This is a genomic window from Kitasatospora sp. DSM 101779, from assembly GCF_025655475.1.
In the GTDB taxonomy this organism is placed as follows: domain Bacteria; phylum Actinomycetota; class Actinomycetes; order Streptomycetales; family Streptomycetaceae; genus Kitasatospora.
This window is the reverse complement of record NZ_JAHTIK010000001.1, coordinates 2328970-2343023: the sequence shown is the minus strand read 5'-3', so window position 1 is coordinate 2343023 and position 14054 is coordinate 2328970. Positions and strand designations below refer to the sequence as shown.

The following is a 14054-nucleotide window of genomic DNA, read 5'->3' as shown; positions in this document are numbered from 1 at the left end:
GGGCGGCGCCGCGCCCGGCGCGGCCCGGTCGAGCGGGGCGCGAACCGCGGCACCGGTTGTCCGCGTCCTGTCGACCGGGCGCCCGGGATTCCAGTCGATCGACGGGGGTGCCTGCCCGGGGCCGGGGCTAGCCTGACCCCGGGGGTGGGGCAGATCAGCGGCAAAGGGCACGAATCCATGGACGATCTCAGGCTCTCCGTCCTGGGGCCGATGCAGGTGCGGCGGGGGGCGGCGCAGCTCAGGACGGGCGGCCCGCAGCAGCAGGCGATGCTGGCGGTGCTCCTGCTGCGACGCGGACTCACCGTCGGCACCGGCGAGTTGGCGCAGGCCATCTGGGGTGACGAGCCGCCCGGCACGGCCACCGGCATCATCCGGACGTACGCCTGGCGGTGGCGGCGCGTCCTGGAGGACGGCGAGGGTCCGCAGGTGCTGGCCACCGGCGGTGACGGCTACCGGCTCGACCTGCCGACCTCGGCGGTGGACGTCTTCCGCGCGGAGGAGGCGGCGGCCTGCGCCGAGCGGGCGAGCACCGACGGCGAGACCGCCCAGGCGCGTGATCTGCTCGACGGTGCGCTGGCGTTCTGGCGGGGCGAACCGCTCGCTGGCGTCCCGGGGCCGTTCGCCGAGCGGTGGCGGCGGCTGCTCGCCGACCGCCGGCTGGCGCTGCTGGAGGAGCGGATCGCGCTGGACCTCGCACTGGGCGGCCACCGGCGCTGCGTCCCGGAGCTGACCGAGCTCGCCGCGGCGCACCCGCTGCGCGAGCGGGTCCACCTGCTGCTGATGCGGGCGCTCGCCCAGGCCGGCCGCACCGCCGACGCGCTGGCCGTCTTCCGTGGCGTGCGCCGCACCCTGGTGGGCGAGTTGGGGATCGGGCCGGGAGCGGAGCTGGAGGCCGAGCACCGTCGGATCCTGGCCGGCGAGGGCTCCACCGCGGCGCCGGCGCAGCCCGCGGCGCCGCCGGCGGCACCGGCCGCACCGGCCGCACCGGCCGCGGCACCACCGGCGCCCGCGGTGCCCGTGCCGGCGCCCCGTGCCGCGCCCGTGCTGCCCGTGCCGGGTCAACTGCCGCCGGACACCGCGGACTTCGTGGGGCGCGAGACACTGGTGATGGCGCTCGGGGAGGCGCTGGTCTCTCCGGTGAACGGGGCGCCCGCGATCGTGTCCGTGGCCGGTATGGGCGGGGTCGGCAAGACCACGCTGGCGCTCCACGTGGCCCACCAGGTCCGCCGGTTCTTCCCGGACGGGCAGTTGTACGCGGACCTGCGCGGCGAGGGCCCGGCCGGCGGCCGTCCGGCGGCCGTGCTGGCCAACTTCCTGACGGCGCTGGGCATCGCGCCGGAGGCGGTGCCGGACGGGACGGAGGACAGGTCGGCGCTCTTCCGCTCCCTGGTGGCCGACCGCAGGCTGCTGCTGGTGCTGGAGAACGCGGACGAGGCCGCCGCTGTCCGCCTGCTGCTGCCCGGCACCCCCGGCTCCGCCGTCCTGGTCACCAGCCGTACGGGGGCCGCGAGTTCGCTCGCCACCCTGCACACCGACCTGGAGCTGTTCACGCCCGAGGAGGCGCTCGGCCTGCTCGGCCGGGTGATCGGGCCGGAGCGGCTGGCCGCCGAACGGGCCGCCGCGCTCGGGCTCGTCTCCGCCTGCGGTCACCTGCCGCTGGCGGTGCGCATCGTGGCGGCGCGGCTGGCGGCCCGACCGGCGTGGACGGTCGCCAGCATGAACGACCGGCTGGCGGTGGAGGTCCGGCGGATCGACGAACTGCGGATCGGCGACCTTGCCGTGGAGGCCGCGTTCGCGCTCGGCTACCGGCAGCTCTCGGCGGACCAGGCCCGGGCCTTCCGGTTGGTGGCCGCCGTGCCGGGTCCGGACATCGGACTGAACGCGGCGGCGGCGGTGCTCGCGGTCGGCCGGGACGACGCCGAGGACCTGCTGGAGTCCCTGGTGGACGTCCGGATGGTCGAGTCGCTGCGGATCGGCCGCTACCGCTACCACGACCTGCTGCGCTCCTTCGCGCAGCGGACCTCGCGGCGCACCGACCCCGGTGAGGCCGCCGCCGCCCGGCACCGGCTGCTCGGCTTCCTGACCGCGACCGGCCACGAGGCCTTCCGGCAGGGCTGCCCGGGGGACGAGATCGACCGGGTGTTCGCCCGCCCGTCGGCCGCCGGCCTGTCGTTCGCCGACCGGGTCGCGGCACAGTCCTGGGTGTCGGCGGAGTCCGGGACGGCCGTGGCGCTGGCCCACCGGATCGGCACCGAGCCGCCGGACGGCGAGGGCGCCGACCCTGACCACCGGGAGCGGCTGAACGGTGCGGTCGACCTGCTGGTGATGCTGAGCCCGTTCGAGCTCGGCCCGCACCGCGGTCCGCTGGTGGCGGCGGTGGACGCGCTGGCCGAGGCAGCCGTTCGGCGGGGTGACGCCCGCGCCGAGGGCCGGGCGCGCTTCCTGCGCGGCAACATCGCGCTCGACCTGCACCGGCTGTCCGAGGCGCGCCGGCAGACCCGGCTGGCCGCGGCCGCCAGCCGGGCGGCCGGGGACACCGCGATCCTGCGGCAGGTGCTCAACGACGGCGGGCTGGTCGCCCAGTACCTCGCCGACTACGACGAGGCCGACGCGCTCTACGGCGAGGCGGTCGAACTGGCCCGCCGGCTCGGGCACCGGGCCGGCGAGGTGGCCACCCGGATCAACGTCGCGCTGGCCCGGGTGTACGGCGGCCGGGCCGAGGAGGGCGCGGCGGTCTGCCGCGCGGTGCTCGCCGACCTGGCGCGGGGCCTGCCCGGCGGCCCGGCGGAGGAGGGCCCCGGCCGGGCCTACGCCATGTACGTGCTGGGCCTGGCCCTGCACACCCTGGGGGACCACCCGGAGGCCGCGGAGTGGTTCGGCCGCGCCATGGCGCTGGCCACCGCCCTCGGCCTGGAAGTCCGGGCGGCGCAGTCCCGCTACCGGCTGGCCGACAGCCTGCGGGCGGCGGGCCGGCTCCGGCAGGCCGTGGAGCACGCCGAGGCCGCCCTCGCCGCCGGCGAGGCGCTGGGCGCCGAACGCGACCAGGCGCACGCCCTGCTGGTGCTGGGCCGCGCGCTGGCGGAACTCGGCGAGGACGGCCGGGCCCGGGACTGCCTGCTGCGCGCCCGGGCGCTGTTCACCGGGCTCGGCCTGCCGGTGGACGCGCACCACGCCGACCTCGTGACCGACCTCGTGTCGGCGCGCACGGTTTGAGGGGCGTCCGGGCGGCGCGTCCCGGGTGCCCGGCACCCGGGACGCGCCGCCCGGAGGCCGGCAGTGACGGTCGGCGGACGGTCAGGAGACGGTCGGCGGCCGGTGGTAGTCGGCGCCGGTGCTGTTCCACGAGCCGATGTGGATGTCCGCGGTGTGCGGCGACGATCCGGTGGAGGCGTCCCCGGCCGAGGCGCCGGTGTTGTTCCACGACTCGATCGGGATGCCCGCGGAGGAGACGCCCGCGGTGCCGAGCAGCAGCAGGGCCGCCGCCGCGCCGGTGAGCAGCGCCCGCCGCAGGGCCCGCCGCATTTCCGTCGCCTTCTTCATCTCCGGTCCGCCTTTCTGTCGGCCCCCGGTCGGACGCTGGTTGCACCGGTGTCGGAATTCCGGTGGCACACGCGCGGGCCGGGCGGCGTTTATCGGGTTGTACATCGGTTGTAGATGTGCTCGGGATAGCGTTCCTGTGTGCCGTCGACCACGGCACGGAAGACCGCCGGAAAGGGTTCCGGCGGGTGCTTTCCGGAGCCGTCCGGGGATTCCCGGGCCGGCTCCGACCGGGGTGTCAGGCGTACCGGCCTGGCCCCCGTTCCGCACTCGGTACTCAGGAGTTGTCATGCGTCGAATCCCGGTTGGAACGGCCTGTGCCGGCCTCGTCCTCGCCCTGCTGGCCGCCCTCGGGTGGGCCGCGAGCCCGGTCGCCGGCGGCGCGGTCACCGCGGACGGCGCGGTGGTCACGACCGACGCGACGACCGGAGACTTCCCGGCCTGCTGCTGATCAGCGGCGACGGGCCGATCCGGGGCGGTGGGGCAGCAGGCTGCCCCGCCGCCCCAGGCAGCGCATGCCCTGCTGGTAGGCGTGCACGGCCCGTTCGCTCTCGCCGGCTCTGTCGAGGATCTCGGCGAGCTCGGCCCAGGCGAAGGCGGCCTGCCGGTCCGCACCGGACGCCTCCAGCATCAGGGCGCCCCGCTCGCAGGACTCCCGGGCGCCGGCCTCGTCACCCTGCTCCTGCAGGGCCGCGGCGAGGACGAGCAAGGTCCGGGCGGTCTCCAGTCTGTGGCCCGGGCCGAGCAGCTCCAGGGCCCGACGGGCGTGCTCGGCGGCGGCCGCCGGGTCGGCGGCGAGCAGCTCCGCCCGGGCCATCGCGGTCTCGCAGTACGCGAGGTCGATGCTGCTGCCCTCGCGGACGAGGGTGTCGGCGCTGCGCCGCAGCAGGTCCCTGGCCGCCTCGACGTCGGGTTCGTCGCGCTGCAGCAGCACGGTGGCGTAGGCGTTCCGGAGCCGGGCGACGGCCCGTTCGTTCTCGCCCTCCGCGTAGATCGCCAGCGCCCGCTGCACCAGCATCAGGGCGTTCTCCGAGTCCCCGCTGCGGTGGGCCGCCAGGCTGGCGTTCCAGTAGACGGCGCCGAGCGCCTTCGGGTCCTCCACCTGGCGGGCCTGTTCCAGACCGAGCGAGGCGAGGTAGGAGGCGCGGTGCAGGTCGCCGCGTTCGGAGTGCAGCCCGACCAGGGTGGAGAGCAGTTCCATGCCGGTGACGGTGGGCAGCAGGCCGAGCCGCTGCACCTCGGCGAGGGTGGTCTCGGCCAGGTCGACGGCGTGCGCGAGGTCGCCGAGTTCGCGGTAGCAGCGGCACAGTGCCACCACCACGGTCAGCCGGCCGGCGCCCTGCCGGGCGGGCCGGCCGGCGGCGTGCAGCCGCTCGTAGCGCACCACGGCCTCCTCCAGCCGACCGCACAGCTCCAGCGCCTGGGCGGTGCCGAGGTCGGCCTGGGCGGCGATGTCGTCCTGGCCGGCGTCCGAGGCCTCGGCGGAGACCTTCTCGTAGGCGCGCAGTGCGCCCTCGCTGTCGCCGTTGCGCAGCATGATCTCCGCGTAGCGGAGCTCCACCTCGATGTCCTCGGTGCGGGCGCGCGGCATCAGGCCGAGCAGGGTCTTCGGGTCGCAGGAGAGCCGCTCGGCGAGCTGCTCGACGACGCGGGTCGTCGGCACCCGCTTCCCCGCCTCCAGCAGCGAGACGTAGCTGGGCGACAGGTCGTCGCCGGCCAGGTCGGCCTGGGAGAGCTTCGCGGCCCGCCGGAGCTGCCGGATCCGGTTGCCGAGCTCTTGGTTGTCCGCCACGGCGCACCCCTTCTTGACTCGATCGCGAGACTATCAGTCGCGGAGCGCTGTCAAGAAGGGTTCCGATCATTCCGGCCCGGCGGCCCGGGCAGCGGGGCGCCATCGGCTCAGTCCTCCCGGCGGGCGTGCAGCCGCAGGTAGACGCAGCGCCCGGAGCGGTACAGGCCGGCCGAGTCGCGGCCGACCCGGTCGGCGAAGAAGCGGGCGTAGGCGGCGCGGTGTTCGCCGTCGACGGCCGGGAGCAGCCGGGCGGCCTCCGCGGGCAGCCGGTCCAGCGAGCGGAGCACCCCGGCCGTGAGGTCCTCCACGGCCTCGACGCGCAGTCCGGCCGCGGCGGCGGCGCGGGCCGGGCCGTGCGCGTCCGCGGCGGGCCACTCGTCGGCGATCAGCAGGTGCCCGCCGGGCCGGAGCACCCGGGCGGCCTCGGCGAGGAAGCGTCCGGCGTCGGGGAAGCAGTGCACGGACTCCACCGACACCACCGCGTCGAAGGAGGCGTCGGGGAAGGGCAGCCGGTCGGCCTCGCCGTGGCGGAAGTCGAGCCCGGGTGAGGCGTGGTCGCGGCGGCAGAGCGCCACGTTCCGCGGCGAGGCGTCGAGGCCGGTGGTGCTGTGCGGGCGGCGGGTGCGGGCGAGCCGGGCGGTGCCGCCGCCTCGGCCGCAGCCGACGTCCAGCACCTCCGCGCCCTCCAGCGGGGCGGGTGCGGCGGTCAGGTCGTACAGCGCGCCGCCGTGCCGCCCGGTGCCGGGCAGGTCCGGGTCGGCGCACCGGTCCGGCCCGTCGGGGCCGGCGGTGCAGTGGCCCATGTTGAGGAAGGTGAACCAGGGGTCGGGGTGCAGCAGCGCGATGAGGTCGTACTTGGCGCGGTACAGCGCCGCGGTGCCGGTCGGCGCCGCGGCGCCGGCGGCCGGGCCGCCGACCCGGCGAGCAGGGCGCCGCCGCCGGGGCCGGCGAGTCCGCCCGCGCCGTGCTGCTCGCACCACCGGTCGGCGTGTTCGCGCTGCTCGGGCGGGAGGCTGGGCCGGATGCCGGTCAGCACGCGGGCGCGCACGCCGCCGAGCACCTCGTCGTGGCCGCGGTCCTCCCGGGGGCGGCCCCGCTCCGCCGCGCGGACGGCGGCGTCCAGGGCCGCCGGGCCGGTCTCGGGGAGTCCGGGGCCAGCCTCCAGGAAGAGCGCCGCCTCGCGGGCGGTGTCCTCGGCGTCGTCCGAGGAGTGGACGATGTTGAGCACGGTGTTGATCGAGCCCAGGTCCTTGCGGATGGAGCCGGGCGCCGACCAGGCGGGGTCGCCGCGGCCCTTGAGCTCGGCGAGCCGCCGGTGGACGCCGTCGGCCGGGCGGCCGGGGCCCTCCTGGACGCCGAGGGCGAGCAGCGGGCCGAGGTCGAAGAGCTCCTCGACGGTGCGGCGCAGCCGGGGGTCGCGGGCGACCGGCTCGTTGCGCCGGTGGAACGGGTCGAGCCCCGGCGGTGCGGCGGGCCAGAGCCGGTGGGCGGCGACGGTGAATCCCGCCGCCCGGACCCGGGACACGACCTGCCGGGCCAGGTGCCGGCGCACGGCGTCCGGCGTGATGACCAGAAGTGCGGTGCGCCGGTAGTCGAAATCGGCCATGGCCGGCCGTCCTTCCGTGTCGGACCGCGGGCGGGCCGCGGGCCTGAGACTGTTCCGTCTGTGCTGTCGCACATTTATGACAGCGTCGGTCAAGCGATCTGTCAAATACTTGTTCAGGGCTCCCAGTATGAATGTGACTGACTACTTGACTCGTCTGTCATAAACCTGCGATGGTGCTCGGCGTACAGGGGGAGCGCCGTGCCGCGGGCCGTGCACGGACTTCCCGGAATCCCGGACCGGCCGGTCCGGTCACGGCGAAGGAACGGTGACCGCATGGATCCCGCGCAGCAGGCGCCCGCACCGGGCGGGCTGACCGTCCTCGGCGCGGCCGCCGGCACCGGCAAGACCGGCATCGGCATCGGCATCCTGCGCACCCTGCACGCCAGGGGCGTGCCCTGCGAGCCGTTCAAGGCCACCGCCGTCGTCGCACCCGACGACCCGGCCCACACCGCGGTCGCCCCCTGGCGGCGCGGCGTCCTGCACAACTGCGCCGCCGCCGGGCTCCCCGTCCGGTGGTGGAACAACCCGGTGCTGGTCGACCTCCCGTACCCGGGCGCCCCCGAGGGCGACCTGTGGGTGCGCGGCAGGTTCGTCGGCACCGCGCCGGTGGCCGGCGAGGACAGCCTCGACGCCGCCGCACTGCCCGCCGCACTGCGCCGCCACTGCGAGGACGCCGTGCTGCAGGGCTACGAGAAGGTCCGCGCCGACGGCCGCTGGCTGCTCGTCGAGGGCGCCGCGGGCGCGGGCGAGCTGGAGCCCGCCGACGACCTCGCCAACCAGGTGCTGCCCGCCCACGCGGGCCTGCCGGTCGTCCTGGTGACCAACCCGCGGCGCTCCGGCCACCTGGCCGCCCTGGCCGGCCTCCCCGCCCTGCTCGTCCCCGAACTCCGCGCCCTGCTGCACGGGTTCGTCCTCAACCAGATCGGCGGCACCGCGCGGGTGACGCCGACCGCCCGCCGGCTGACCGCCGCCACCGGGCTCCCGCTGCTCGCCGCCATCGCCGACTCGCCGCTGCCGGCCGGCTACGACGGCTCCACCGAGATGCTCCGCACGCTCTACGACCGGCGCGCCCGCTACGTCGAGGAGTCCGGCCTGCTGGACCGCATCCCCGTCCCGGCCGCACCCCAGTCCCACCGAGGAGTTGCCCCATGAACCAGGTCTTCCGCCCCGACGAACACATCCTCAACGTCCTCGACGGCGCCCGCCGGACGATGTACGACGACGCGGGGGTGCGCCTCGACGCCATCACCGGCGTGGCCGGCGCGGGCGCCGTCCTGCCCGGCGGCCTGCCGATCGGCGTCGACCGGATCACCATGCAGCCGGGCACCGCCTTCCCGCTGCACGTCCACGAGGGCGCCCACCTGCTGTACGTGCTGAACGGCCGCGGCGCCCTGCACATCGACGGCCGGGACTACGTGCTGCGCACCGGCGACTCCATCTACGTCCCCGCCGAGTACCCGCACGGCGTCCAGGGCCCGATCGACGACAACCCGCTGGACTTCCTCGCCTTCGGCGTGCCGCACCACCCGATCGACTCGCACACCCGGATGGTGCTCGTCCGCGACGACGAACTCCTCGCCGGCGCAGCGCTGGAGGAGGCGGCCGTCCGATGACCGCCACCGCACCCCGCCCGGACGGCCCCGCCCACCTGCCGCTGCGCTGGGCCGGCGGCGAGACCCCGTTCGTCCTCTGGCACTTCGACTTCGACGGGGAGCGCTGGGCCGCCGTCCACACCGGAGACCTGCACGACGGCACGCCGGTGCCGCTGCGCATCGAGTCCGCCTGCCTCTTCGGCCACGTGCTGCGCTCCGCCCAGTGCGACTGCGGCTACCAGCTGGACGAGGCCATGCACACCTTCGCCCGGCAGGGCCGCGGCCTGCTGCTGTACGGCATCGACCAGGACGCGCGCGGCCTCGGCATCGCCGCCCACTTCGCCATCTACGCCATGCGCCAGCAGGAGGGCCTGGACACCGAGGCCGTCTACCGCCGCCTCGACGCCCCGGTCGACGCCCGCTCCTACGAGCCGGTCGCCGCGATCCTGCGTCACCTCGGCGTCGACTCCGTGCGACTGCTCAGCAACAACCGCCGCCGCGAGACCTTCCTGCAGGAGGCCGGCTTCACCGTCGAACGGGCCCCGCTGGAGGCCCCGCTGGACGTCCACAACATGAGCACCCTGATGCTGGAGAAGGAGGACCTCGACTACGCCTGGTCCTTCGAGACCCACGCCGACTGGCTCCGGCCGCTGCAGGAGTCCGTGCTCGGCAGCCCCGGGTGCTCCCGCGCGTACGCCGTCGTCCCCGGCAGCGGCACCGCGGCCGGACCGCTCGCCGCCGCCGAGGACGACGGCGAGTGGCGGCTCGCCGAGGCGCTCGCCGGGGCGATGCCCGCCGAACTGCCCTCCGGCCCGCTGGTGGTGTACCTCACCGACCTGCCGCGCGCCGACGAACTCGCCGTCTACGCCGGCCTCGGCGCCGCCGTCGTGGTGGTGCCGTTCGCCGAGTTGCCCGGGCCGCTGCGCCGGGCGGCGGCCGCCGCCGGTGTCCGGCTGGTCGACTGGGAGCGCGGCAACGCCTACCCCGTCCCGCGCCCGCAGTGGCGGCCGGTCGCCGAGGCCGGCGGCCTCACCGCCTACCTCCGCGAGGACCGGCTCCGGCTGGTGCCGGCCGACGGGTCCGCGGCCGCCCTCGACGACGCCGAGCTGTACTGCCGCAGCACCCCGGAGCGGTACCGGGAGGTCCGCCGGCACGGCCGGTGGATCGAGCTGCTCCCCGCCGCCGACCCCGGCCGGGCCGCCGCCGACCTGCTCGCCGGGCTCGCCGCCCGGCCGGCCGCCGTCCCGCGATGACCACCCGGACGACCGGCACGACCCGGGCGGTCCCTCGCGCCGAGGGCCTCGCCCTCGGCGCGGGCGGCGGCCTGCTGATCGACACCTGCCAGGCCGCGCCCGCGTCCATGCGCCGGTTCGCCACCATGAACCCCTTCCACCGCGACCGCCGCTGGCGGATCCCCGTGCCCGGCACCGCGCAGACCTCCCAGTCGCTGGAGAACGTCTGGCAGGCGCTCAAACTCGTCGACGGCCGCACCGACCTGAGCCTGCTCGCCCGGCCCGCCGAGAAGCGGCCGCCGGACCACCTGCGCGGGCCCGGCTTCGACTACGCGGCCTCCACGGTCAGCTTCGCCGGACGCCCCACCGACCTGGTCACCGCCCGCTACCTGGTCTACCTGCCCGCCTACCTGCACGTCCTGGACCGGCTCGTGCCCGACGCCGTCGTCGCCGAGATCACCGGTGCCCTCGCCGCCGGCCGCGACGCCGTCTTCTACGACTGGGACGACAACCACGACATCGAGGACCCGCGCACCTCGTACAGCCACTCGGCGATCCTCGCCGCCTGGTTCGGCGGGCGGATCGAGGAGCTCGCCGACCGGCGGGCGGCCTGGCTCGCCGCCCGCCCGGGATGCGCCGCTCCCTGCGGCCCGCCGCCGCTGTCCCTGACCCGCTACCGGCGGATCCACCGCCGCTGAAAGGCCGTCAGCCATGCATCTTCCCCGAGGAATCGCCGGCCCGCTCTACTGGCAGGAGCAGCGCCTGCGCGGCCGCGGCTCCGTCCGGGAGCGCCTGGAGTGGCTCCGCGCCAACCAGGAGCGCACCCCGGCCGAGATCGCCGAGCTGCAGTTCGACAAGCTCCGCGCCACCGTCCGGCACGCGTACCGGACCGTCCCGTACTACCGGCGGATCATGGACGAGCGCGGCCTGCGCGACCTGGAGTCCCCGGCCGACCTGCGCAAGCTCCCGGTGCTCAGCCGCGACGTGCTGCTCCGCGAGCAGGACGCACTGCTCTCCTCGGAGGCCGACCGGGCCACCCTGCAGACCAACTTCTCGTCCGGCTCCACCGGCCGCCGCGCCCAGTTCCAGCAGGACGCCGACTTCCGGCTGTGGATGCGCGCCCACCAGCTGCGCACCTACGAGTGGTGCAGCGGCTGGCAGTTGGGCGACCCGTTCGTCCTGCTGTGGGGTTCGGAGATCTACTGGTCGTTCAAGCAGCTCACCGACCGGGCCGAGAACCTGCTCACCAACCGGCGGGAGTTCAACACCTTCCGGCTGTCCCCGCAGCTGATCGACTCGGTGCTCGACCGGCTGGTCCGCTTCCGGCCCGCCCTGGTCAGCACCTACTCCAACGCCATGCACCTGATCGCCAAGGAGGCCGAGCGCCGCCAGGTCCGGATCCCGGGCCTGCGCGCCGTCCAGGGCACCTCCGAACCGCTGCCGCCCGCCCTGCGGGAGACCATCGGCCGGGTGCTCGACTGCGACGTCTACGACAAGTACGGGATGCGGGAGACCAACATCGTGTCGCACGAACAGCCCGGCGGCGGGCCGATGCTGATCCAGTCCGAGAACGTCTTCGTCGAGTTCCTCGACGAGAACGGCGACCCCTGCGAGGAGGGGCGGACCGGCCGGCTCGTGCTCACCACCCTCAACAACCACTCCATGCCGCTGATCCGCTACGAGACCAGCGACCTCGCGGCGCCGCTGCCGCACACCTCCGCGCTGCCCTATCCGTGCATGACCCCGGTCGCCGGGCGCCTCCAGGACCTCATCGTGACCCCGTCCGGCGACCACATCGACGCCTACCTGTTCTCCTACCTGTTCATGCGCTTCCCCGAGGTGCACTGGTTCCAGGTGGTGCAGAGCGAGCCGGACCGCCTGCAGATCAAGGTCTACACGCCCGACGGCCTGCGCAAGGGAACCGCCACCGAACTCACCGAGCGGATCCGGCACCACACCGGCTACCCGTTCACCGTCGAGTTCGACAGCCTGACCCGCATGCCGGAGTCCTCCACCGGCAAGTTCCGCCTGTGCGTCTCCGAACTCGGCGCCGCGAGCACGGGCGGGGGTGCCCGTGCGACCGCCACGGCCTGACACCGCCCCGCTGCTGCCGCACCACAGCGAGGTGCTGCCCGAGCCGCCCCCCGTCCCGGCGCCCGCGCTGCCCTGGCACCCGCCGCACGACGGCAGCGCCGTGCAGGCCCTGGTCGACACCCCGCTCCAGGACGGCGGCTTCGACCTCGGCCGGTTCGCCCGCTGGCTGCGCGAGGCCGACGTCCTCGACCAGGACCCGATCGAACTGCCCGGCGCCACCGTCACCCTGCCGCACGGCATGCGGCTGATCCGCCGCTTCGACGAGATCGCCATGCGCACCTACGAACGGCACGGCTACGAGCAGTACGACTACCCGATGCTCGTCCCCGACTCGGTGCTCGAACCCACCCGGCGGATCATGCCGCTGGAGGGCTCCCTGCTGTACGCCGGCGACGACGGCGACTGGGCCGCCGACCGGCGCCGCATGGTGCTCACCCCGACCGGCGAAGGGGCCGTCTACACCCACTGGGCACGGATCGTCCGCTCCCGCCACGACCTGCCGCTGCGCACCTACCGGCGGGCCCGCTACTTCCGCCCGGCCCGCTCCGGGCGCAGCGTCTTCCGGGCGATCGAGGCCCCCGACATCTACGAGTTCCAGGCCTGCTACGCCGACGCCGAGCAGGCCCGGGAGGGCCTCGCCGACGCCGTCGCCATGGCGGACCGGCTCTGCACCGACATGCACGTCCCGGTGCTGTGGTCCCGGCGGCCGCCGTGGACGAACAACACCGCCGTCTCCGAGACCACCATCGGCGGGGACGTGCCGCTGCCGCACGGCGGCACCCTGCAGACCGGCTGCCTCTACGGCCAGGGCAGCCGATTCTCCGAGCTGTACGACGTCGGCTTCCGCGAGGGCGCCGAACGCCGCCACACCCACCACGTCACCGGCGCGCTCACCCGCCGCCTGGTGCTGACCCACCTGATGCTCGGCATGGACTCCGAGGGCGGGCTGCTCGTCCACCCCGACCTCGCACCCGTGCACGTGGCGCTCACCCTCACCACCGACGACGCCGAGCAGCGGGCCGAGGCCGGCCGGCTGGTCGACCTGCTCACCGCCCGCGGCCTGCGCTGCGAACTGCGGGCCGGCGAGGGCCGCCCCGCCGCCGGACGCCACCACCGCCGCTGGCGCCGCCAGGGCGTGCCGCTCCGGGTCTACCTCCAGCCGCGACGGCGCCCCGGCGACCGGATCCGGGCCGTCGTGGTGCGCTGCGACACCCGCGAGGAGGCCGTGCTGCTGCCGGACGACCTCACCACCCTGGCCGCCCTGCTGCCCGCGGCGGTCGCCGAGGTCGGCGCCGGCTACCTGCGGCGCGCCCGCGGCTTCGCCCGCCGCCAGTGCCGGCCGGTCGACCGCGCCGAGGCCGCCCGCGAGGTGCTCGCGGAGCGCGGCGTCGCCGTCGCCCCGCTCGCCGCCACCCGGGAGACCGTCCTGGAGGTCGCCGGCTGGGGACTCGGCGAGGTGCTCGGCTTCCGCGAGGCCTCCGAGGCCGCGCCCTGCGCCGTCACCGGGCGGCCCACCACCTCCGTCGCCTACATCTCCCCGCGGACGTGACCGCCCCGCCCCGCCCCGGCGGCCCGCCCCCTTTGCGGGTCGTGGTGGTCACCGGCGCCCCCGGCGCAGGAAAGACCGAAGTCGGCCGCCGCCTGGTGCGCCGCTACCGCGGCCCCGCCGCACTGATCGACACCGACACCGCCGCGGACGTCTACCCCTGGCGCGCCGACGAGCGCCAGTACGCGCTGATCGACCGCAACCTGCGTGCCCTGCTCGCCTCCTACCGGGAGTGGGGCGCCGAGGTCGTCGTGGTCAGCGGCGTCATGCTGCCCGGACGGACCCTCGACCGGTTCGCCGACCTGCTCGCCGACCCCGCCCTGGAGTGGGTCTTCTACGGCCTTCGGGCCGGCGCCGAGCAGCTCGCGGCCCGCATCCGCGGCGACCACAAGATGCAGGAGGCCGACGGCCGGCTCGCCTGGGGCCACCTCGACGCGGAGGTGCCGGGCGTCCCCGGGGTGCGGCTCGTCGACACCGACCACCTGGCGCTGGACGCGGTGGTCGACGCCATCGCCGCCCGGGAGGCCGCCGACCTGGCCCCCCGGGCGGTCGCACCCCCGGTGCCCGATGGGCCTGCGGCCTCCGCACCCGCCCGCCGGGTGACGGCCGAGGAGGCCGCCGCGGTCTGCCGGGCGGCCCTCGCCGGGGCGGGCTT

At 75.9% G+C, this 14054-nt stretch carries 13 protein-coding genes; 9 read left to right on the top strand and 4 right to left on the bottom strand.

Annotated features, from left to right (window positions below):
* Positions 1-177 precede the first annotated feature (177 nt).
* Positions 178-3213, top strand: coding sequence for an AfsR/SARP family transcriptional regulator (locus KSNIM_RS10880; protein ID WP_263103041.1), 3036 nt, complete (start codon positions 178-180; stop codon positions 3211-3213).
* A gap of 81 nt (positions 3214-3294) precedes the next feature.
* Here the strand turns inward: KSNIM_RS10880 and KSNIM_RS10875 are convergent, their stop codons facing one another.
* Complete coding sequence (locus KSNIM_RS10875; protein ID WP_263103040.1) at positions 3295-3540, bottom strand: hypothetical protein; 246 nt, start codon at positions 3538-3540, stop codon at positions 3295-3297.
* Positions 3541-3826: 286 nt separating this feature from the next.
* Here KSNIM_RS10875 and KSNIM_RS10870 point away from each other — a divergent pair, with 286 nt between their 5' ends.
* On the top strand, positions 3827-3988 hold the full coding sequence (locus KSNIM_RS10870; RefSeq protein WP_263103039.1) for a hypothetical protein: 162 nt from the start codon (positions 3827-3829) through the stop codon (positions 3986-3988).
* On the opposite strand, the gene KSNIM_RS10865 is transcribed toward KSNIM_RS10870, so the two are convergent.
* From KSNIM_RS10865 to KSNIM_RS10855, 3 genes are all read right to left on the bottom strand, one after another.
* On the bottom strand, positions 3989-5329 hold the full coding sequence (locus KSNIM_RS10865; RefSeq protein WP_263103038.1) for a helix-turn-helix domain-containing protein: 1341 nt from the start codon (positions 5327-5329) through the stop codon (positions 3989-3991).
* Between the two features lie 107 nt (positions 5330-5436).
* A complete protein-coding gene (locus KSNIM_RS10860; RefSeq protein WP_263103037.1) occupies positions 5437-6132 on the bottom strand; it encodes a class I SAM-dependent methyltransferase in 696 nt (231 codons plus the stop codon).
* Positions 6036-6935, bottom strand: coding sequence for a nucleoside-diphosphate kinase (locus tag KSNIM_RS10855; RefSeq protein ID WP_263103036.1), 900 nt, complete (start codon positions 6933-6935; stop codon positions 6036-6038). Before KSNIM_RS10855 ends, KSNIM_RS10860 begins: the two co-directional genes overlap by 97 nt.
* Positions 6936-7208: 273 nt before the next feature.
* Between KSNIM_RS10855 and KSNIM_RS10850 the strand changes: the two genes are divergently transcribed.
* From KSNIM_RS10850 to KSNIM_RS10820, 7 genes are all read left to right on the top strand, one after another.
* Positions 7209-8087, top strand: coding sequence for an AAA family ATPase (locus KSNIM_RS10850; protein WP_263103035.1), 879 nt, complete (start codon positions 7209-7211; stop codon positions 8085-8087).
* A complete protein-coding gene (locus tag KSNIM_RS10845) occupies positions 8084-8548 on the top strand; it encodes a cupin domain-containing protein (RefSeq protein WP_263103034.1) in 465 nt (154 codons plus the stop codon). Before KSNIM_RS10850 ends, KSNIM_RS10845 begins: the two co-directional genes overlap by 4 nt.
* Positions 8545-9780 carry a hypothetical protein gene (locus tag KSNIM_RS10840; RefSeq protein WP_263103032.1) on the top strand — a complete coding sequence of 412 codons (1236 nt, stop codon included), beginning with the start codon at positions 8545-8547 and terminating at the stop codon, positions 9778-9780. Before KSNIM_RS10845 ends, KSNIM_RS10840 begins: the two co-directional genes overlap by 4 nt.
* Positions 9777-10457 (top strand): DUF6939 family protein, encoded by a 681-nt coding sequence (locus KSNIM_RS10835; RefSeq protein WP_263103031.1) that lies wholly within the window; start codon positions 9777-9779, stop codon positions 10455-10457. Before KSNIM_RS10840 ends, KSNIM_RS10835 begins: the two co-directional genes overlap by 4 nt.
* Before the next feature lie 13 nt (positions 10458-10470).
* A complete protein-coding gene (locus KSNIM_RS10830; protein WP_263103030.1) occupies positions 10471-11853 on the top strand; it encodes a phenylacetate--CoA ligase family protein in 1383 nt (460 codons plus the stop codon).
* Positions 11834-13402, top strand: coding sequence for a hypothetical protein (locus tag KSNIM_RS10825; protein ID WP_263103029.1), 1569 nt, complete (start codon positions 11834-11836; stop codon positions 13400-13402). The genes KSNIM_RS10830 and KSNIM_RS10825 overlap by 20 nt, the downstream gene beginning before the upstream one ends.
* Positions 13399-14054 (top strand): AAA family ATPase (locus tag KSNIM_RS10820; RefSeq protein WP_263103028.1); only part of this gene is annotated, 656 nt, incomplete at its 3' end. The genes KSNIM_RS10825 and KSNIM_RS10820, both read left to right, overlap by 4 nt.